The sequence below is a fragment of the Desulfocicer vacuolatum DSM 3385 genome, assembly GCF_900176365.1.
GTDB lineage: Bacteria > Desulfobacterota > Desulfobacteria > Desulfobacterales > Desulfobacteraceae > Desulfocicer > Desulfocicer vacuolatum.
This window is the reverse complement of the sequence record NZ_FWXY01000027.1, coordinates 19,244-38,511: the sequence shown is the minus strand read 5'-3', so window position 1 is coordinate 38,511 and position 19,268 is coordinate 19,244. Positions and strand designations below refer to the sequence as shown.

Genomic DNA, 19,268 nt, shown 5'->3' with positions numbered 1-19,268 from the left:
GTTTGGTCATAAATTTTTTGTATTATGGAAAATCCTTGAGAATCGCAGTCTCTTTCATGCTTTGTTGTGGGCAGAACAAGATCAGAATACAGTCCACCCATGGCGGTTATGATAATTTATGACTCTTGAGTTAAATGAACGGCATTTTTCATCTGTGCCCGAAAACACCTTGCAATCTTTAAGAAAAATTTCCCTGGAAAAGGGATTTGTTTCATAAAATATCAGGCAGCAGGCGGTGTTAACCGGGTCTGCAGTTCCAGACTCCGCGATTCGGTTTGCCGGGCATATTTCAGTTGTTTATACGGGATCTTACCAATGAATTCATCGGTGTCTGCAACGTCAAAGATATAGGTGTCGTAATAGGCGGCCAGGCTTTCTCTGTCTCCTTTGCGAAATGCATCTGTCAGGCCTTTGAAATGCTCCAGATGGATTTTGTCATAATAATGGACATCATGACACACTGTGGGATAGCATCCAAAGGGTATCTCAACAACCGCATCCACGGCAAAGAACGGAATGGATGTACGGGTGGGATCCATGGCGATGATTTGATGATCCACCAGTTTTTCACAGGTTACAATCACATTTTTTGAAGCCATGGCGATTTCAGGGCAGGTAAAGGTCTGTCCTTTAATCCGGCAGTTTCCATAAATATCAGCCTCTTGAACATGGAGAATACCCACATCCGGGTGGCAGGCCGGTATCAACAGGATATCCCGTTTGGAAAAAGGGCATTCAATGACCTGGGAACGGTTACACTTTTCAATATCGCCGCCCTGGCCGCTGCGGATGGGCATAAAGGGAAGACCCATGGAAGCTGTTTTAAATCGAGCGGACATGCTGAAATTGGTCCAGTCTTCAATGAATATTTTTTCATTTTCCGTCATGTACCTCAGCATGGATGAGGTACCGGCATATTCATGCCCGTTGTAGGCGAACTCCATGCGTTGCACCGATAAATGATCCGGTTTAAGGGCCATTGCGCCGAGCAGATAATCCGGCACAAGACCTGCTGATTGAAAGGAAAGGATAAGATCTTTTCTCCCCTGCCGGATAATTTCATGGGCAATGGCCACCGGCTGGCGGCTGTTTACAAAACCACCCACACCGATGTTGTCGCCGTCCTTGACAAAGCGCTTCACAGCCTCTGTCATTGTCATTCTTTTGTCGCGTTTGGATTTGTCTTTTTCTTCCAGATATGTCCTTGCTTCATCCGGTGATAATCCCGTCCATAACATAAGCTGTATCCCCAATTATGATATGTTGATTGAAATTCCTCTAACCGATAACGAACGTGTGACAATCTACAATTATAGAGGTTGAATTCAATTTCAGACTATATCAAGTTCAATGTTGCCAAACCTTTGGATGTTTGGAACTAAATTGGAGGTATTTTGAGAATTTATTGTGCTTAACAGCCTGTTATTAAAGGATAAAAAAATTTGCATAGATGGGGCCGGGGGGACGGAATTTGGAACGAAATTCCGGATTGCCCGGAAGTAAATTAATCCGGGAGCGGAACCCGGCCGGGAAAGGCATCCAGAATCGTTGATTTGTAGCTTCCCCCCACAGGCACCCGGCCCCGGAGAAGACAGATTTCCATCCCCTTTTTTTTGGAAAGTTTTATGGAAACAACATGGGTGGGGTTGACAAGATATGATCTATGAACCTGGAGTAATTGCTCATCGTTGAATCTCAAGGTAATCTCTTTAAGAGAAAGCCTCAGCTCAACTTTTTTGTTTTCAGTGTGTACGATGCAGTATTGTCTGGCAGCCTGAATATATAAAATTTTTTGCAGCATGGAACCGATGGTATAGATCTCCTTTGAGAGGTTGGGATCAAATGCGAACCGGGTGATTCCATTACGGATGATGCGCACCTGGGTGATCAAGTTGCGAATATATTCCATGTTTTCCCGGGTGGGAGGGGTATCCGGCTGCACAATAATCCGGTAGCGTTCCATGCCCCTGGCCTGGATGGAAATCCATTGGGTGTCATTATCATTGATAACCGAAATTTTGCTGTCTCGTTTTTTCATTTCCGACTCACCCATGGACGGAACAGGGGCAGGAAAACTCCGGTCAAAGGAGTCTCCGTTACCTGCTGTGGCCATGATTTTTTCGTTGGATAACAGTACGGCATGTTGAAACGGCGATTCCCCGGTGATGGTATTAAAGACCTCCTTGAATAGATGATCCGTATCCACATAGCTTGCGATGCGGTTCATGAATCTGCGAAGGTTAACCAGGCGGTCCTTGGCTGCCAGCAGACGTAGCTGGGTTTCAACCCTGGCAATGAGTTCTTTTTTTGAAAAGGGTTTGGTTAGATAATCATTGGCACCTTTGGCAAAACCCTGGAGCAGATCTGTGACCTGATTTCTGGCCGTGAGCAGAATAATGGGCAGTTCGTCCATGCCATGGCGTTCCCGGAGAATTTCGCACACCCGGAAGCCGTCCATTCCCGGCATCATCAAATCCAACAGAACCATACAGGGATTGTTGTTAAGTATATAATCCACGGCTGTACTGCCTGTGGTAAAGGTCATGGCCCGGTATCCGGACATGGTTAACTGGCGGGATACAATATGAAGGTTCACCGGATCATCATCCACCACAACGATTTCATGGACACTTTTTGCTTTATTTTCCAAAGCCGGTAGATCCACAGGCATTGGGCCCACTTCCACTATTTTTGCCACCGGTTGTCTTTCCCGGACAGGGGGCTCCGGTGACGGGGTGAGGGTAAAGGTAAAAACAGATCCCCTGTCCGGTTCACTTTTCACATGTAATTCTCCGCCGTGGAGCACCACCAGCTGCCGGGCAATGGATAGCCCAAGGCCCGTTCCCGGGTATTGGCGGGTTGCTGAATAATCTCCCTGTTCAAAGGGCAGGAAAATCGTTTCAATCTTTTCTTTTTCAATGCCGATGCCGGTGTCTGAAACATGGATTTCCACCCGGCTTCCGATTTTGGTTGACACAACAATTTTCCCTCCATCGGAAAATTTAACGGCATTGCCAATGAGGTTGTGGAGGATTTGTTGTAGGCGCTCTTCGTCGGCCATCACAAATGTGTTGTCCGGGATGAGGTTTTCAAGGGTTAAGTGGGCGTTTTGGAGCAGTGGGCGATGAATGCCCATGACAAGATTCACTGTTTTACCAAGATCAAGGGGGCGAAGATGAAGTTTAATCTCCTTTTGTTTAAGTTTGGAAGCCACCAACAGATCGTTCACCAGGTTGGACAGGCGCATGCCGCTGGACACAATGATTTCAAGGTCTGATTTAATTCCGGGTGACAAGGGGTTTTTTGAATCATTAATCAAGGAATCTGCAATGCCGATCATTCCATGGAGCGGGGTTCGCAGTTCATGGGTGGTCATGGCCAGAAAATCATCTTTAATGGCACTCAATCGTCTTAATTCCGCGGTTTGTCCTTCCAGGATGATATTTTTTTCTTCAATTTCCGTTTGCCGTTTTATCAGCTCTTTTCTGAATCGCTTCTGATCTGAAATGTCATTCACAAAGCCCTCAACAAAGGTCAGGACTCCTTGTTCCCAGATGCCCCGGATGGACAGGGAAACCCAGATGATGCTGCGGTCTTTTTTATACAGCCTGGCTTCATAAAAGGTGAGGTGTCCCTTGTTCTTCAGGACAGACATAAGGTGGACGGCGCTCTTTTTTTCCACAAACAGCGGGTCCACCCGGTTGTTCGTGGCTGCCATGAGCGCTTCCGGCGTTTCATAACCCAGCATAAGTGCCAAAGAAGAGTTCAGAGTGACAATGTCCCCGTCGGCAGTGGATTTGAATATGCCTTCCACAGCCCCTTCAAAAATTCCCCTGAAATTTTCTTCTGAAATCTGTAGTTTCCGGTGATAACCTTCCAGCCGTTCCATAAAATTATTGTAGCAGCCGGCAAGCTCCCCGATTTCCCCTCCGCTGTCAATGGTCATTCGCCGGGAAAAGTCCCCTTGGGAATCAACCTTGAAATGGCTGATAAGTTGATAAAGGGGGGTTATTATGGATTTTCCAAGATAAAAGGTGATTAAAAAAGCCAGAATCAAAATTACAAAAGCAACCGAAAAAATAGTATAGTTGATTGTCGCCAGGGGCGAATAGAATTCGTCAAGATAGCTGGAAGATGCCACAATCCAGTCCAGTTCGGGAATATGATTGTAGATTACCAGTTTTTCCCTGGGGTGTTTTTCCCCGGGATTTTGCCACCTGTAGATAATACGTCCGTTTTTTTTACGGATCATCTCCTGTACAAATTCTTTTCCGTCAATATTTTCAGGGGCCTTGATATTGGTACCCTGGAGGGTGGGGTGGACCAGAAAGTTTCCCTTGCCGTCTACAATATAGGCATATCCGGTTATTCCGAAACGCAGATCATTTACACTTTGTTCAAAGTCCCTGGTTTTTATGAGCTGGATAAACTCTTCCCGATAGGAAGAGACCGAGATGATCCAGTCCCAGGGAGTAAAATGAACCATATACAGAGCCTTATTTTTGGGAATCTCTTCACCGGGGCTTGTCCATTCATATGTGATATAACCCTCTTTTTGCTGCATCTGATCTTTAACAAAGGTATATTGAGAAATATTTTCCCCGATTAATGCCTTGTTGGGATGCACTTTTATGGTTCCCCGGCTGTCAAGGCAATAGATATACCCGGTGCTGCCGATGGTCTGGCTGAGTAACACCTGGCGGGCCTGTTTTTTTGCGGCTTTTTCGCTGAGTTCTCCTTTTTTATACCGGCGATGAAAATCCCGGACAATGTCCAGGTTTTTTTCGGCAACCGCACGCAGGAGATTTTTTATGGAGGCGTTGGTGGTGCTTTCCACAAGGTTCAAAATGGTGGTGGTGGAATTGGACAATTCGCTTTCAATGCTGGTTTCGATGGCATTGCGAATAACAGAGGACATGATCCACCCGGCCAGGGAAATGGTCAGGAGCATGGTGAGAAAATAGCTCCAGAAAAGCTTTGATCTAATGGACAGTCGGTGCAAGCCTCCGAAATTTTTCTTGGTCTTCATTGTTTTGTCCCAGGTTTGTATTGATGTATCTTTGATATTGGATCAGGGACAGATGTAAGCCAAGATGATACCCTTTGTCAAGAAAGGATATATTTTAAAAGGGAAGAATTAAAAGAAAATTTACAGGAGAAATTATCTTTAAATATGCAGTGGATGGTGGGGTTCGGGTTCAAACAATGATAGGTATGTAAAAAATTCAACTTTCGGGCTTCATTTCAAAGCCGGCATTTTTAAATGTACCGATGGGGTCAGTGTGCCGACGGGGTCAGGCTTTTGTTATTGATGTTATCGACCAACGCCTTTGCCAACGAAAAAAGCCTCGATAATGTCAATAACGAAAGCCTGACCCCACCACGAAATGTGAACACCGAAAGTTGAGTAAAAAAAGAGCAGCCAGGGCCGAAAAGACCTTGTCTGCTCTTTTAATTTTATGCCTGGAATGTATTTTTTCAATCAACCATGGGAACGGTGAGACCGCCGTCCATGAGAAATAAAATTTTTGCTGAATCACCTTTTATTTCAATTGCCTTATCCAGGGCATCCTGGAGTGAGGAAAAGGGGCGGATAAGAAGTTTTTCAATGGTTTCAGGAGCCACATTGGTCACGGCCCACATCTGTGCCCAGATGCCGATTTCCGCCATTTTGGCAGCCTTGTGATATCCCAGCTTATAGCCCTTTTCAATGGTGTCCAGCACCTCCTGGGGGGTGTCGCAGCTGCCCAGAAGATCTGCAAAGGTCTTGCCGCCGATGCCGCAGCGGCACTTGGCCACAAGGATCAGGATGCCGCTTTTTTTAAGGGCAAGCTTTGCATTGTCTATGCCTTTCTGGGCCTGGTACAGGTCAATATCCCCGGGGAATTTCACCACTGATACCACAATGTCCGCCTTCTCCTCTATGGGGGCGGCAAACACCTCATTGGCTTTGTGTGTTGCCTCCATAAAGGAATCATGAATATCACCTGCGGTGACGGCATAGATGCTGTGGTTTTTATCAAGCACTGTCATGATGGCAAATATCTCCTTTTTCACAACCTTAAGTGCATCCACCATGTCTTCGTGCACCGGGTTGCCCTCAAGGGCCAGGGCCCGGGCTTCGGGTACCAGGGCCAGCTTGTGGTTCTGCTCAATGGTGTTGAATCCGGCAATTCCCGGTAAAAAGGATTTTCTTCCGCCGGTGTACCCGGCAAAGTAATGGGGTTCCACAGACCCGATAATGATGATTTTATGGGCTTCAACCCCGGCCTTGTTCACATACATTTCTGTACCGTTGCTGCTTTTTCCCAGAAACACCATATCTTCGGATTTTTTGGCATCATGGACAAGAATGTCCTCTTTTATTTTTTCATAGTGATCCCCGAAAATCTGGAGATATTCTTCATGGCTGGGCCCCCGGTGGGCCCCGGTGGCAATGATGTACTTCACCGGAAGATGGGAGATCTTATCGTAAATGACGTCCATCACCTGTCTGGTGGGGGTGGGCCGGGTGGCGTCATTGACAATCACCAGAATATCCCGGGCATCTGCCAGAAAATCGGTGAGATTCGGGCTGTTAATGGGGATATCCAGTGAATGATTCAGGAGCATTTCAGGCTCCAGGATCTCGACTTCGTTGGCTTCGAGAAAGCGTGTATCAAGATGCTCACCCATGGTTGCCGTTTCTTCTCCATTTTTTCCGTAGGGCACCTTTATCTGCATGATGTTTCTCCTTATTGCCGGTTTAAGGGTCCAAGTGTGTTCAAATTTTCCATGAATTTGTCAATGGCGCTCTGAAATCCTGCCTTGTCGCCATGGGCGATCTGAACAAGCTGGATTCTATTTTCATCCATATCCATCTCTTTGAGAAATTCCCGAAGGGCTGCCACATGGGTTTTTGCCTTTACATTACCGTCATGTTCACAATCTCCGTCCGGGCAGCAGGCCACAAGCACTCCCCAGGCGTTTTGGAGAAACGGTTCCAGCAGCAGTGGCTTTTCCAGCCGACCGCCACACATGTTAATCAGGATTTTGTACTCAGGGGGTGTTTCAGGGTCCATGACAGAAGATTGAAAATCGGGGTAATAGGACCAGTTGCACCCAAAGATAATGGCCTTACCATTATCTTTTTCAAGAAAGGTTCTGATTTCCCGGTTCAGGGAAGAGCGGTCAGTACCGTAGCTCAGGTTGGTGGCAACGGCCTTGTTGGGGCAAACATCCACACAGATGCCGCAACTTTGGCATTTTACCGTGTCTGTGACGATTTTGCCGTTGATAAATTCCCTTGCTTCATGGGGACATATTCTGACACAGGCAAGGCAGGCGGCGCAATCCGTGTTGGTCACAGAGGTGCTGCCGGGGGTTTCAAACTCGGTGCCTTGGAAATCTCGTTTTGCATCGGTGATGATATCGGTGAGGGTCACACCGCTTGAGCAGGCAGCATTGCATCGTCCGCAGTAAAAGCAGGAGGAGATTTTGTCCGCAATATAGGTTGACGGGTCAAGCTTGCCCGAGAGCAAACCATAGATCATGATCATTTTTCCCCGGGGGCTGTTGGATTCCCATCGGGTATCTTTAAAAACAGGACAGTGCTCGTAGCAGTAACCGCAGCGGATACAGCTGTCCAAGGTGGATTTCCATTTATCAAGGTGTTTGGTTTCAAACGGTCTTATTTCCATGGGTGAGGCTCCATTCAGTGGCAGGGCATTGTTTTTTTCCTTAATACATCAAATAATTTAATTTGATGACAGGTGGTATTTAACTGTAGAACAGGAATAAATTTTTGTCCGTGCACTTTATTACGTTCAAGGTCAATGTCAAGCAACCGTATATCTCAGATCCGTTGCTGTTACCCAGTCTTCATGGGCATCCATCAGCTTGCCGGGGTTGAGGATATTGTTGGGGTCAAAGGCTTTTTTCATGTTTATCATCAATTTCAGGCTGTCATTTTTTTCCGCTTTAAAGGCCGATGCCTTGGAGATACCGATGCCGTGTTCCGCCGACGTGGTTCCCTTGACCGAGCGGACATATTCGTAGATTTCAGCCACCGCTCTTTTTGCCGATTCCCACTGGTCTTGCCGGTTGGGGGCCATGAGGATCTTGGTGTGCATGCAACCGGAACCGCAATGGCCGTAGGCGGTCATGATGATGTTGTTCCTGGCGGCAATCTCATGGATCATTTTTGCCGTTTCAGCCATCTTAGAGTAGGGAACAGCCATGTCATCGGCAAGGGAGGTGCTTGAAAGTGCATCGCTGAATTTTGACAGGGCCGGGAATAATTTTTTTCTGCCAAGAAATATTTTGGCCCGTTCCTTGGCGTCATAACTGCTGGTGAGCCCTGTGCCGCCGTTGTTTTTACACACCTCTTGCATGGTATTGATCTCATAGTCCACAGCTTCCTTTACCATACCGTCGGCCTCATAGAGTAACACGGCCTCAACCTCGGGCAGTCCCAGATCCATGGTTTTGTTCACAGCCTTGATGGCAACGCTGTCCACCAGTTCCAGCATGGAAGGGACCACCCCGCTTGCCATGATGTCGGCAATGGCAGTGCCTGCATCTTCAAGCCTGTCAAAGTTGGCCATGCCAAGACACCTGAATTTCGGGATGGGCACAAAGCTTAAGGTGGCTTCCACCACCACCCCAAGAGTGCCTTCTGATCCCACCATCAGTTTATGGACCTGGTAGCCTGTGGCCTCCACCCTTGTTCTTGCACCAAGAGTGACAAGGCTTCCGTCTGCCAATACCACCTTCAGTCCAAGGACACTGTCCCGGGTGGCTCCGTATTTAACCGAGCGTACCCCGCTTGCGTTGTTTCCGATCTCACCGCCGATGGTGGCAATGCGGCTGGAGGCGGGGGTGGGGGGATAAAAGACACCAAAAGGGCTCAAGGCCTTGTTGAGATCGTCATCCACCACACCCGGTTGAACCCTGCAAAATACATCCGGGGCATTGATTTCAAGAATTTTGTTCATGCGTTTCATGTCCAGGGTGATACCGCCCTGGACCGGAACGGTCTGCCCACACATTCCCGAGCCGCCTCCCCGGGTGACCACGGGAATTTTTTCTTGGTTTGCATATGCCATGATTTGTTGGACTTGTTGTGTGTCTCCGGGTCTTACCACCACCCAGGGTCTGGCAGAATGAACCGAAGAGTCTGAACCGTAAATAAAGAGGTCTGCCGGATCAGTGGATATGTTTTCTTCTCCAACAATGTTTTTAAGTATGGGTACATCAATTTTTTTCATTACCCTTCTCCTTGAATTATCTTTTTGGCTCATGGTTTGCCCATGGGGTCAGGCTTGTGTTATTGGCGCTATCCAGTGTTATTGTGGGAACACAATGGCTTTTGGAGATAACGCCGCTAACGCACGGCTGACTCCTTTCCGATATGCTAAGTTCGTCATGAGCCATTTTTTTAAACTTCAGGTCTTGGCAATACACCTGCACGTTCTGCAATCTCTGGAACCTTGTGTTCCCACTCAATGGCCATGAGATGAACCCCTGCAACACCTTTCATCTCTTTAAATTCCTGGATCTGTTCACATGCGATTTTGATGCCCTCATCGGCAACCATTTTGGGGTCAACCCCCTGGAGTCGTTTGATAATGTTTTCAGGAACGTCCATTCCGGGAACTTTATTTTTCATATATTTTGCCATACCAATGCTCTTCATGGGAGTGATACCGGGCAGAATGGCCACCTTTTCAGTCAATCCCATATCATTGGCCCGGCGCATCCATTCCCTTATTTTTTCCATGTTAAATACGCACTGGGTCTGGATAAAATCAGCACCGGCTGCCACCTTTTTGGCCAGGCGATGGACCCGCCACTCAAATGGCTCGGCAAAGGGGTTTGCAGCAGCGCCAATGAACATTCTCGGTGGAATGTCAATATCTGCACCGCCCAGAAACTTGCCCTCATCCCTCATTTTTTTCACCATGCCGATGAGCTGCATGGAGTCGATATCAAACACTCCCTTGGACTGGGGATGATCCCCAAACTGCTGGTGGTCCCCTGAAAGACAGAGTATATTCCGGATACCGTGGGCAAAGGCCCCCAGAATATCGGCCTGCATGGCAAGTCGGTTTCGATCCCGGCACACCATTTGAAAATTGGGTTCCACCCCTTCCTGCATGCAGATCATGGCGGCGGCCCAGCTTGACATTCGAACCATGGCGGTCTGGTTGTCTGTGATATTGGCCATGTCCACTTTTCCCTTGAGATGGGCAACCTTTTCCCGAAGCGCTTGAACATTTGCGCCCCGTGGCGGACCCACTTCCCCTGTAAAGGCAAAGTGTCCGGCTTTAAGAATTTTCTCTAAGTTACTTCCTGATTTCATATGGATCTCTCCTTCACGTAGTAAATCGTTTTTTTAAAATCAGAGGATCATTATTTCTGGACTTTGACACGTTCCTCATAACCGGGCTGGATCACTTTTCCGGGTTTCTGGTTGCGCCAGTCATTGGGTGGAGAGATTTCAATTATCTGTTCCAGCCTGCCCTGGAGAGCCAGACGATCATAGATCTGATACCAGGCACAGGGCTGATCCTTGTCTATTTCGCAACTTCCCTGGTTGGTGCCGCCGCAGGGACCGTTAAAAAGGCTTTTGGCGCACATGGTAACAGGGCAGATTCCCCCGGTGATCCCAAGCACGCAAGAACCGCAGGCCCGACATTTCTCCTCATACCACCCCACATCCAGATTTACGCCGATGAAAGAGGTGTTGACCGCCGGAAAAACAGGTTTGTCAGGAAATCGTTGCGCAAGGAACTGAATACCGGCCCCGCAGGCCATGGATATAACAGCGTCATACTCACCGATTTCTGTGTCAAGCTCTTCAAGGAATTCCATGTCGCACTGCCGTTCTATGGTATTTGTGCCAAATTTAATTTTATCTTTACCCAGTGCAAGGCTCAGTTCTGTGTTCAAGGTTTCAACCTCTTTTGATCCTCCTGCCAGACAGACGGCAACACAGGTGCCGCATCCGAGAATCAGAACCCTTTTATAGCCTGAGACCATATTTTTAATTTCGTCAAAGGGTTTTCGCTCTGCAACGATCATGAATCCTCCTTCATTGTTTTGTAAGAAAAACTCGTGTGAACCATTGGTTTTTCATGCTTTGTTGTGGGCAGCTCAAATCCCAATATGATTTGCCCATGGCAGGCAGCCTCCAAGGCAACCTAAGGCAGAGCCGCCCCCCCGATGGGCAATAGGAACCGGACAATTGAGCTGTCTACAGTTCCGGTCCGGGCCCATTGCCCATCGGGGGGGCGGCGGTATGATACCATTGTAATATTCGTTGTATCCGCCAAGACATGGCAGTTATAAAAAATGGGGTCAGGCCTGGCCTTATGGGCATTATTCCCCGTCTATACAAGTCGAGAATTTCAAAGATAATGCCCATAAGCCAAGCCTGACCCCTCCCCTGAACCCGCTCCAATATATCAACATGAAACACTGGAGTTTTGCACATAAAGGTAACCGGGTATCCTTCGTATGTCCTCACATCATTTACACCTTGGCGGGAATGAAAACTCTGAAGCATGAGGTTAGTGATTTAAAAGGTGTAAACATCGGACAATGAAGGATACCGGTAATTGTATTAAAGTTTTTTTAATGCTGCATAACGGGCATTAACTTCTGTTTCAATTTTTGCTCTCAAACGTTTTGACTCTTCCGGAAAGCTCTTTTCCAGGGCTGCAAAACGATTTTCTCCGGCCAGGAACTCCTGAATGGTTCCGTCGGGTTCTTTGGAATCCAAAATAAATGGATTTTTACCTTCCTGTTCAAGCAGTGGGTTGAACCTGTATAGTGGCCAGAAACCTGACTCCACAGCCAACTTGGACTCAAGCTGGGTTTTCCCCATCCCTTTTCTGATACCCTGGTTAATGCAAGGTGCGTAGCAGATGACAAGGGAGGGTCCGGGATAACTTTCTGCCTCCACAAGCGCCTTCATGGTCTGCTGTTTGCTGGCTCCCATGGAAATGGATGCCACATACACATAACCATAGCTCATGATCATTCTGCCCAGATCTTTTTTGCCGATTTTCTTTCCCGATGCCGCATATTTTGCAATGGCTCCGGTGGGTGTTGCCTTGGAAGATTGTCCACCGGTATTGGAGTAAACTTCTGTATCCATCACAAGAATATTGATATCATCACCGGAAGCCAGTACATGGTCAAGGCCACCGTAACCGATATCATAGGCCCAGCCGTCTCCGCCAAAAATCCAGTGGGATTTTTTAACAAGAAGATTTTTGTCCCGGTAAATAGTGTCAAGGAGTTGATTACCGGTGTTGCCGGTCAGCTGATCCATGAGCTTGTCGCTGTATAATTGGGATGCTTCGGCATTGTTCATGCCGTTCAGCCAGCCTTCAAGGTTCTCCTTGATCTCTTCGCTGATGTCGGAATCAAGGGCCTTTTCCACCATGGAGGCAAGGGTTTTTCTTCGGTTGTCAAAGGCCAGCATCATGCCGTAACCGTATTCGGCGGCATCCTCAAACAAAGAGCTTGCCCATGCAGGACCCCGTCCATCACTGTTGGTGCAATAGGGTGCTGTGGGGGCAGAACCGCCCCAGATGGAGCTGCAACCCGTTGCATTGGCAATGGTCATCCGTTCCCCAAAGAGCTGGGTTAACACCTTAACGTAGGGGGTTTCTCCGCACCCTGAACAGGCTCCAGAGAACTCAAGCAGGGGCTGGAAGAACTGACTTCCCTTCACCGTCTGGCGCTTGCCAAGGGATTCCTTGAACGGAATGGTAAGGGAAAAGGTATGATTGGGAATTTCGGTTGCTGTCTGGGTGGCCAGCGGTTTCATCACCAGGGCAGGAACCTTGGCAGGGCAGATGTCTGCACAATTGCCGCATCCCTGGCAGTCCAGGGGGTTGACCTGCATTCTGAAACTATATTCTTTCAGATCTTTACCTTTGCCGGGAACAGTGCCAAAGGTTGCAGGCGCATTTTTGAGTTCCTCTTCTGTGGCAACTATGGGAATGATGGCTGCATGGGGACAAACAAAGGCGCACTGGTTGCACTGGATACAGCTTTCGGCAATCCACTCGGGAATGTTGATGGCAACCCCGCGTTTTTCGTACTTGCTGGTGGCGTTGGGAAAGAGGCCGTCCGGGGTAAAGGCACTCACCGGAAGTGTATCACCTTTCTGGGAAAGGATGGGACGCATTACATTGTTAACATAGCTGCTTGCCGTCTGTTCCGGGTCCATGCTTCCCGATGCAGCGCCCCAGGATTCAGGTACCTCTATCTTAATAAGATTATCAAGGGTTCTGTCAACGGCATCAATGTTCATCTGGACGATTTTATCGCCTTTTTTGCCGTAAGTCTTTTTAATATCGGCCTTGAGAAGCTCAATGGCCTTTTCAAAGGGGATCACATTGGCAAGCTTGAAAAAACAGGTCTGCATGATCATATTGATTCTGTTGCCAAGCCCCACCTCGCCCGCGATTTTCACGGCATCCACATTGAAGAAATTTAATTTTTTGTCATAAATTGTCCGCCTGACATCACCGGGAATGTTGATCTCCATGTCTGCCATGGACCAGGCAGAATTCAACAAAAAGGTTCCCCCTTCCCTGAGTCCCTCAAGAACGTCATAGATCTGAACATAATTGGCTTTATGGCAGGCCACAAAATCGGCCCGGTTGATAAGGTAGGTGGACTGGATGGGAACATCGCCAAACCGCAGATGGGAAATGGTGATACCGCCGGATTTTTTGGAGTCATAGGCAAAATAACCCTGGGCATATTTTTCAGTGTTATCACCGATGATCTTGATGGCACTCTGGTTGGCACCAACTGTTCCGTCGGACCCAAGGCCCCAGAATTTTGCACCAACGGTTCCCTCGGGTGCAGGGTTAAACCCTGGAATAACTTCCAGGGAAGAATCGGTGACATCATCCTTGATACCCACAGTGAAATGGTTCTTTGGACCAACACTCTTCATGTTGTCAAATATCGCCTTGATCATGGGGGCATTGAACTCCTTGGAGCCCAATCCGTAACGGCCGCCAATGATTCTGGGACCTTCTCCTTTTTCCATGAAGGCAGTACATACGTCCATGTAAAGGGGATCGCCTATGCTGCCGGGTTCCTTGGTCCTGTCAAGGACAGTGATGGTCTCTGCCGTGGCTGGAATTGCCTCCATCATTGCCTGGGTGTCAAAGGGTCTGTACAGACGTACCTTGACAAGCCCCACCCGCTCACCATCCTCGTTCAGACGGTTCACAGTTTCCTCAATGGCTTCACAGCTTGAGCCCATGCTCACGATGATCCTGTCTGCTTCGGGATCTCCCACATAATCAAACAATTTGTAGGCCCTGCCCGTTAGTTTTTCCACCTTTTCCATATACTGCTTTACGATGGCGGGTATCTGGTTATAAAAAAGGTTGGCAGCTTCCCGGCCCTGGAAATAAATATCCGGATTTTGGGCCGTTCCCCGGGTGGTGGGATTGTCAGGACTCATGGCCCGTTCCTTGAACTCCCGGTAGGCGTCCCAGTTCATCAGTGAGGCCATGTCGTCATAATCTATAACCTCTATTTTCTGAATTTCGTGGGAGGTTCTGAACCCGTCGTAGAAATGGATGAAAGGAACCCGTCCCTCAAGGGTGGCAAGATGTGCAACCAGTGCAAGATCCATGGATTCCTGCACTGAAGAGGATGCCAGCATGGCAAATCCTGTCTGGCGGGCCGCCATGACATCCTGGTGGTCTCCAAAGATGGACAGGGCGTGGGCTGAAACGGCCCTGGCCGTGACATGAAATACAGAGGGAAGCAGCTCTCCTGCTATCTTGTACATATTTGGAATTTTAAGCAAAAGACCCTGGGATGCAGTAAAGGTCGTTGTGAGCGCACCTGCGGCAAGAGATCCGTGTACGGTGCCTGCTGCACCGGCTTCGGACTGCATCTGTTTGATGTTGAGCACCTGACCAAAAATATTTTTTCTTCCCTTTGCAGCCCAGGAGTCTGCAATTTCGCCAAGGGGACTTGAAGGGGTGATGGGATAAATTCCGGCAATCTCACTCATGGCATAGGCCACATGGGTTGCCGCAGTATTCCCGTCAATTGTCTGCATTGTCTTTTTCATAAAATCACCTTTATCACTCGGAAGTAAATTAATTCGGAAACCGCCTGTGGGCACGGTTGCCTCAACAGCCAAACAGGCCGTATTGTTAAAATCCTGTTTCAAACATCAGTTAAGCTCGGACCGGCACCAGAATTTTTCCATTCTGGCTCTCAAGGATGAGGCATAGGCATCCCAATCCTTAATGGGGTTGGTGGCAAGTCCCTCTTCAATGGCTGCTTTGGCCACTGCAACAGATTCCCATTCGATCACCCTTGGATCAAAAGGTTTGGGTACAATGTAATTTTTGCCAAAGGAAAATTCCCGGCCGTTATAGGCATCTTTTACCACCTGGGGCACCGGTTCTTTTGCAAGGGCGGCCAGGGCCTTGGCTGCGGCAAGTTTCATGCCTTCGGAAATTTTGGTGGCCCCCACATCCAGGGCTCCTCTAAAGATGTAGGGAAAACCCAGGACATTGTTAATCTGGTTGGGAAAATCAGACCGGCCCGTGGCCATGATGACATCGTCCCTGGTGGCTGTGGCAAGGGCATAACTGATTTCAGGATCTGGGTTGGCCATGGCAAACACAATGGGGTCCTTGGCCATGGAGAGCAACATTTCCCGGGTTACAACATCCTTTTGTGAAACTCCGATGAATACATCCGAACCTTTCATGGCATCCTCAAGGGTTCTAAGATCTGTATCCAGGGCAAAAATTTCCTTGTACTTGTTCATGCCCTTTGCACGCCCTTTGTAGATGACGCCCCTGGAATCGCACATGGCAAGATTTTCATATTTGACACCCAGGGAGATGAAAAGTTTTGCGCAGGAGATACCTGCGGCACCGGCACCGTTGAACACCACTTTGATCTCTTCTGCTTTTTTGCCGGTGATTTCCAGGGCATTGACAAGACCTGCAGCGCATATGATGGCTGTGCCGTGCTGATCATCATGGAAAACAGGGATATTGCAAATATCAATCAAAGTTTCTTCGATTTCAAAGCATTCAGGGGCCTTGATATCTTCAAGATTAACGCCGCCAAAGGTGGGCTCCATGATTTTAACGATGTCTATTAGTTTTTTGGGGTCTTCGGTATTAAGTTCGATATCAAACACATCCACGTCGGCAAATCGTTTAAACAACACGCCTTTGCCTTCCATAACCGGTTTACTGGCCAGGGCACCAAGATTTCCCAGTCCCAGGATGGCCGTACCGTTGGATATCACAGCCACCAGGTTCTGGCGGCTGGTATGCAGCCTTGCTGTACTGGGATCTGCCGCGATTTCCTGAACAGGCAGGGCCACCCCGGGGGTATATGCCATGGAGAGATCATCTGCGGTCTGGCACGGTTTGGTGGGCATGACCTGGATTTTGCCGGCTACAGGGGTGCAATGATAGTTTAATACGTCCTTTTTAAAGCGTTCCATCTTTTAATAATCCTTAATATGAGTCTTAGATTTTTATCTTTATCTTTAATCTTCTACGTTTTTGGGGCAAAAGAGTAAGAGAAATTTTGGGGTTTCAGATCAGTACTGATAATTTCAAATAAAGGTCCGGCTCAGGACATAAAGCTCCAGAGAACACCGGCAGCGATGGCCGATCCAATGACACCTGATATATTAGGTGCCATGGCGTGCATGAGAAGAAAATTGGTGGGATCTTCCCGTTGCCCCACCACCTGAACCACCCTTGCGGAGTCCGGCACGGCAGATACACCTGCAGCACCTAAAAGGGGATTTATTTTCTCCTTGAGAAACAGGTTCATGAATTTTGCAAACATAAGCCCGCAGGCCGTTGCGATGCAAAAGGAGAGGGCACCAAGAAAGAAAATACCCACTGATTTGGTGGTGAGGAACACATCCCCCTGGGTGCTGGCCCCCACGGTAACCCCAAGGAGTATGGTCACCGAGTCAATGATGGATGTTCTGGCAGCCACGGCAAGTCTTTCTGTGACAACAGCTTCCTTTAAAAGGTTGCCAAAGCAGAGCATACCAAGAAGGGGCAGGGCCGCCGGAGCCAGAAAGCAGCAGAGCAGGAATGCCACAATGGGAAATAGCATTTTTTCACGTTTGGTTACTTCCCGGGGCTCTTCCATGCGGATGAGGCGTTCTTTTCTTGAGGTTAAAAGCCGCATGATGGGGGGCTGAATAACCGGTACAAGGGCCATGTACGAGTACGCTGCAACGGCAATGGGGCCTATGAGTGTGGGTGCAAGTTTTGCCGTAAGAAATATGGCCGTGGGGCCGTCAGCACCGCCGATGATACCGATGGAGGCTGCCTCATGGGGGGTAAATCCCAGGGCCAGGGCACCCAGAAAGGTGATGAATATACCTGCCTGGGCCGCAGCACCCAACAACATGAGAACCGGCCGGGCAAGCAGGGTGGAAAAATCGGTCATGGCACCGATGCCAAGAAAAATCAAAGGGGGATAAATTCCCTGGGTAACGCCCAGATATAGATAGTGCAAGACACTGTTATTTTCGTAGATACCAAGCCCAAGCCCTTTAAAAACAGGGATGTTTCCCATGAGCATTCCAAAACCGATGGGAACCAGTAGCAATGGCTCGTAATCCTTTGCAATGCCCAAATAAATAAAGAGCATTCCCACAAGAATCATGATGATGTTGCGGTAGTCACACAAAAAGAAACCTGTGTTGTGAAAAAAATCTAAAAAAAGAGTTTCCATATATCTGCCTCTATTTGCTCCTTTTTTGGGTTGTTTTGTTTTTTAGGAAGCCAGTTTGTTAAATGCTTCTCTGTTAAAAAAATACTTCCCCTTATGGTCAGATTTGATGATCCCGGCTTTGATTAAACGGCACAGGTTTGAATGGGGACGATCAAGGCCGCTGATTTTGGCCAGGTAAAGGAGCCGTTGAAGGGAGAAGGGATCATCCATGGTTTTGATCAGCAGGCGAAAATGATATGCTGAGATTTTATTTTTTTCGGTAAAGGGCAGGAGATTGTTTTGGGGTTCCTCCTGCGTTTTTTTCCGGAAAATTTTAAGGTCGTTCCGGTTGTCCCAGATGTTTAAAATTTTGTGGAGCCGGGAGATGGACAGAGACAGGAGCATAAGCCCTGTGAAAACAATGGATACCCCCACCACTGATATTGCCCAGCCGTTGTTAATTGAAATTGCTTCTACACCGTACAAAATATTACCTCCGTTTAGTAGTGATACGCCATATCAGGTGTCTCCTTTTGCTCCACAAAGGGGAACTTTTCTTCCAGAAAGGAGTTCCAGTGTTGCATGATGGTTTCTGCCGGCAATGAATCTTCCTGGATAAGATCAAGAAAATCGTCTCTTTTTATGGCAAATACGTCGCCGTTTTCCAGGGCAGTTACTGTGTTAATGTATTTTCCCTTTGATGAAAGAAGTTCCATGCCGATGAAATCGCCGGGACGATCCACAACAACAGCGTTACCTTCATCCATGGCGATGAGAAGGGTTCCTGATGACAGGATAAAAAACCGGGTTGCCCTCTCTTTTGCTGTTGCAAGGGTCTCTCCTTCCTGGATAGTGTGTTTCTCCATGAGCGATTCCAGAACTTTGAAATCAGCCGGTGCAAGGGAGCTGAAAACAGTGCTTTTTTTCAGAATCTCTAATTTTTCAGACATTGTTTCCCCATTTTTGTTTAAAAAGGTTTTAATGTTGAAGGTTAATTGGGTTCATTTCATTTGTTTGGTTTATCGCATCTTCTTTAATGCGGACTTTTATCTAAATTCCCATGGGATTGCTTTAAAGAGTCTGCATTTTTTCCCTCTTTAATTTGTTAAAAAATTTCTTTTCAGCTCTATTAAAATACGCGTTGAAAATTTTTTGGGGCCGGTGGGGCCGGTAAAATAAAGACAGAGTCAGGCAGTTTTGGAAAGTGGTTGCAATTTTTAAAATTCATTATGAAATTGAATGTACCTGGAGGTTGAATTTAATATCAGATAATATCAAGCCCAATGTTTCAAAAACTTTTGCTGTCTGGAACTAAAATTTCATTTTTACAGGAATTTGAATGTGTAAGTAATTGGCCTTATTCGTTAAATTTTATTTGTTTTGGGGGCGGATCAAGAAAAAAATGGAACGAAATTTTGGATTGCCGGGATGTAAATGCCTTGATTAATGCAAAGTTCTTTCTCCTTATTTTGGATATGAATTTGTTTTAAGATTGAAATTTCCATTTGTCCGGATGGGCAAGT

General features: G+C 47.6%; 12 protein-coding genes. All 12 read right to left on the bottom strand.

All coding sequences use genetic code 11. The annotated features are described in order from the left end of the window. Nucleotides 1-221 precede the first annotated feature (221 nt). On the bottom strand, nucleotides 222-1,160 hold the full coding sequence (locus B9A32_RS18275) for a CoA transferase subunit A (RefSeq protein ID WP_232367228.1): 939 nt from the start codon (nucleotides 1,158-1,160) through the stop codon (nucleotides 222-224). A gap of 344 nt (nucleotides 1,161-1,504) precedes the next feature. Next, nucleotides 1,505-5,029: a cache domain-containing protein gene (locus B9A32_RS18270; RefSeq protein ID WP_084071403.1), complete on the bottom strand. Its 3,525-nt coding sequence runs from the start codon at nucleotides 5,027-5,029 to the stop codon at nucleotides 1,505-1,507. A 449-nt stretch (nucleotides 5,030-5,478) separates the two neighbouring features. Beyond that, complete coding sequence (locus tag B9A32_RS18265) at nucleotides 5,479-6,723, bottom strand: nickel-dependent lactate racemase family protein (RefSeq protein WP_084071402.1); 1,245 nt, start codon at nucleotides 6,721-6,723, stop codon at nucleotides 5,479-5,481. An 11-nt stretch (nucleotides 6,724-6,734) separates the two neighbouring features. Next, entirely contained in the window at nucleotides 6,735-7,679 is a 945-nt protein-coding gene (locus tag B9A32_RS18260) for a hydrogenase iron-sulfur subunit (RefSeq protein WP_084071401.1), read from the bottom strand. 138 nt (nucleotides 7,680-7,817) lie between these two features. Next, a complete protein-coding gene (locus B9A32_RS18255) occupies nucleotides 7,818-9,248 on the bottom strand; it encodes an FAD-binding oxidoreductase (protein ID WP_084071400.1) in 1,431 nt (476 codons plus the stop codon). A gap of 170 nt (nucleotides 9,249-9,418) precedes the next feature. Beyond that, nucleotides 9,419-10,342, bottom strand: a complete 924-nt coding sequence (locus tag B9A32_RS18250; RefSeq protein WP_084071399.1) for a methylenetetrahydrofolate reductase — start codon at nucleotides 10,340-10,342, stop codon at nucleotides 9,419-9,421. 50 nt (nucleotides 10,343-10,392) lie between these two features. After that, nucleotides 10,393-11,064, bottom strand: a complete 672-nt coding sequence (locus B9A32_RS18245; protein ID WP_084071398.1) for a methylenetetrahydrofolate reductase C-terminal domain-containing protein — start codon at nucleotides 11,062-11,064, stop codon at nucleotides 10,393-10,395. Between the two features lie 541 nt (nucleotides 11,065-11,605). After that, nucleotides 11,606-15,103 (bottom strand): pyruvate:ferredoxin (flavodoxin) oxidoreductase, encoded by a 3,498-nt coding sequence (gene nifJ / locus B9A32_RS18235; RefSeq protein ID WP_084071415.1) that lies wholly within the window; start codon nucleotides 15,101-15,103, stop codon nucleotides 11,606-11,608. Nucleotides 15,104-15,208: 105 nt separating this feature from the next. Next, nucleotides 15,209-16,507, bottom strand: a complete 1,299-nt coding sequence (locus B9A32_RS18230) for a malic enzyme-like NAD(P)-binding protein (protein WP_084071396.1) — start codon at nucleotides 16,505-16,507, stop codon at nucleotides 15,209-15,211. A gap of 131 nt (nucleotides 16,508-16,638) precedes the next feature. Continuing rightward, a complete protein-coding gene (locus B9A32_RS18225) occupies nucleotides 16,639-17,766 on the bottom strand; it encodes a sodium ion-translocating decarboxylase subunit beta (protein WP_084071395.1) in 1,128 nt (375 codons plus the stop codon). 42 nt (nucleotides 17,767-17,808) lie between these two features. Further along, nucleotides 17,809-18,231, bottom strand: a complete 423-nt coding sequence (locus B9A32_RS18220; protein ID WP_170923899.1) for an OadG family protein — start codon at nucleotides 18,229-18,231, stop codon at nucleotides 17,809-17,811. Between the two features lie 14 nt (nucleotides 18,232-18,245). Further along, entirely contained in the window at nucleotides 18,246-18,695 is a 450-nt protein-coding gene (locus tag B9A32_RS18215) for a Crp/Fnr family transcriptional regulator (protein WP_084071393.1), read from the bottom strand. Between the last annotated feature and the right edge of the window lie 573 nt (nucleotides 18,696-19,268).

Excerpts from the sequence above, each read along its gene's own strand:
- B9A32_RS18275 (WP_232367228.1), bottom strand. The coding sequence starts at position 1,160 with ATGACAATGACAGAGGCTGTGAAGCGCTTTGTCAAGGACGGCGACAAC.
- B9A32_RS18245 (WP_084071398.1), bottom strand. The coding sequence starts at position 11,064 with ATGATCGTTGCAGAGCGAAAACCCTTTGACGAAATTAAAAATATGGTC.
- B9A32_RS18215 (WP_084071393.1), bottom strand. The coding sequence starts at position 18,695 with ATGTCTGAAAAATTAGAGATTCTGAAAAAAAGCACTGTTTTCAGCTCC.
- B9A32_RS18250 (WP_084071399.1), bottom strand. The coding sequence starts at position 10,342 with ATGAAATCAGGAAGTAACTTAGAGAAAATTCTTAAAGCCGGACACTTT.
- B9A32_RS18230 (WP_084071396.1), bottom strand. The coding sequence starts at position 16,507 with ATGGAACGCTTTAAAAAGGACGTATTAAACTATCATTGCACCCCTGTA.
- B9A32_RS18260 (WP_084071401.1), bottom strand. The coding sequence starts at position 7,679 with ATGGAAATAAGACCGTTTGAAACCAAACACCTTGATAAATGGAAATCC.
- B9A32_RS18265 (WP_084071402.1), bottom strand. The coding sequence starts at position 6,723 with ATGCAGATAAAGGTGCCCTACGGAAAAAATGGAGAAGAAACGGCAACC.
- B9A32_RS18225 (WP_084071395.1), bottom strand. The coding sequence starts at position 17,766 with ATGGAAACTCTTTTTTTAGATTTTTTTCACAACACAGGTTTCTTTTTG.
- B9A32_RS18270 (WP_084071403.1), bottom strand. The coding sequence starts at position 5,029 with ATGAAGACCAAGAAAAATTTCGGAGGCTTGCACCGACTGTCCATTAGA.
- B9A32_RS18255 (WP_084071400.1), bottom strand. The coding sequence starts at position 9,248 with ATGAAAAAAATTGATGTACCCATACTTAAAAACATTGTTGGAGAAGAA.
- nifJ (WP_084071415.1), bottom strand. The coding sequence starts at position 15,103 with ATGAAAAAGACAATGCAGACAATTGACGGGAATACTGCGGCAACCCAT.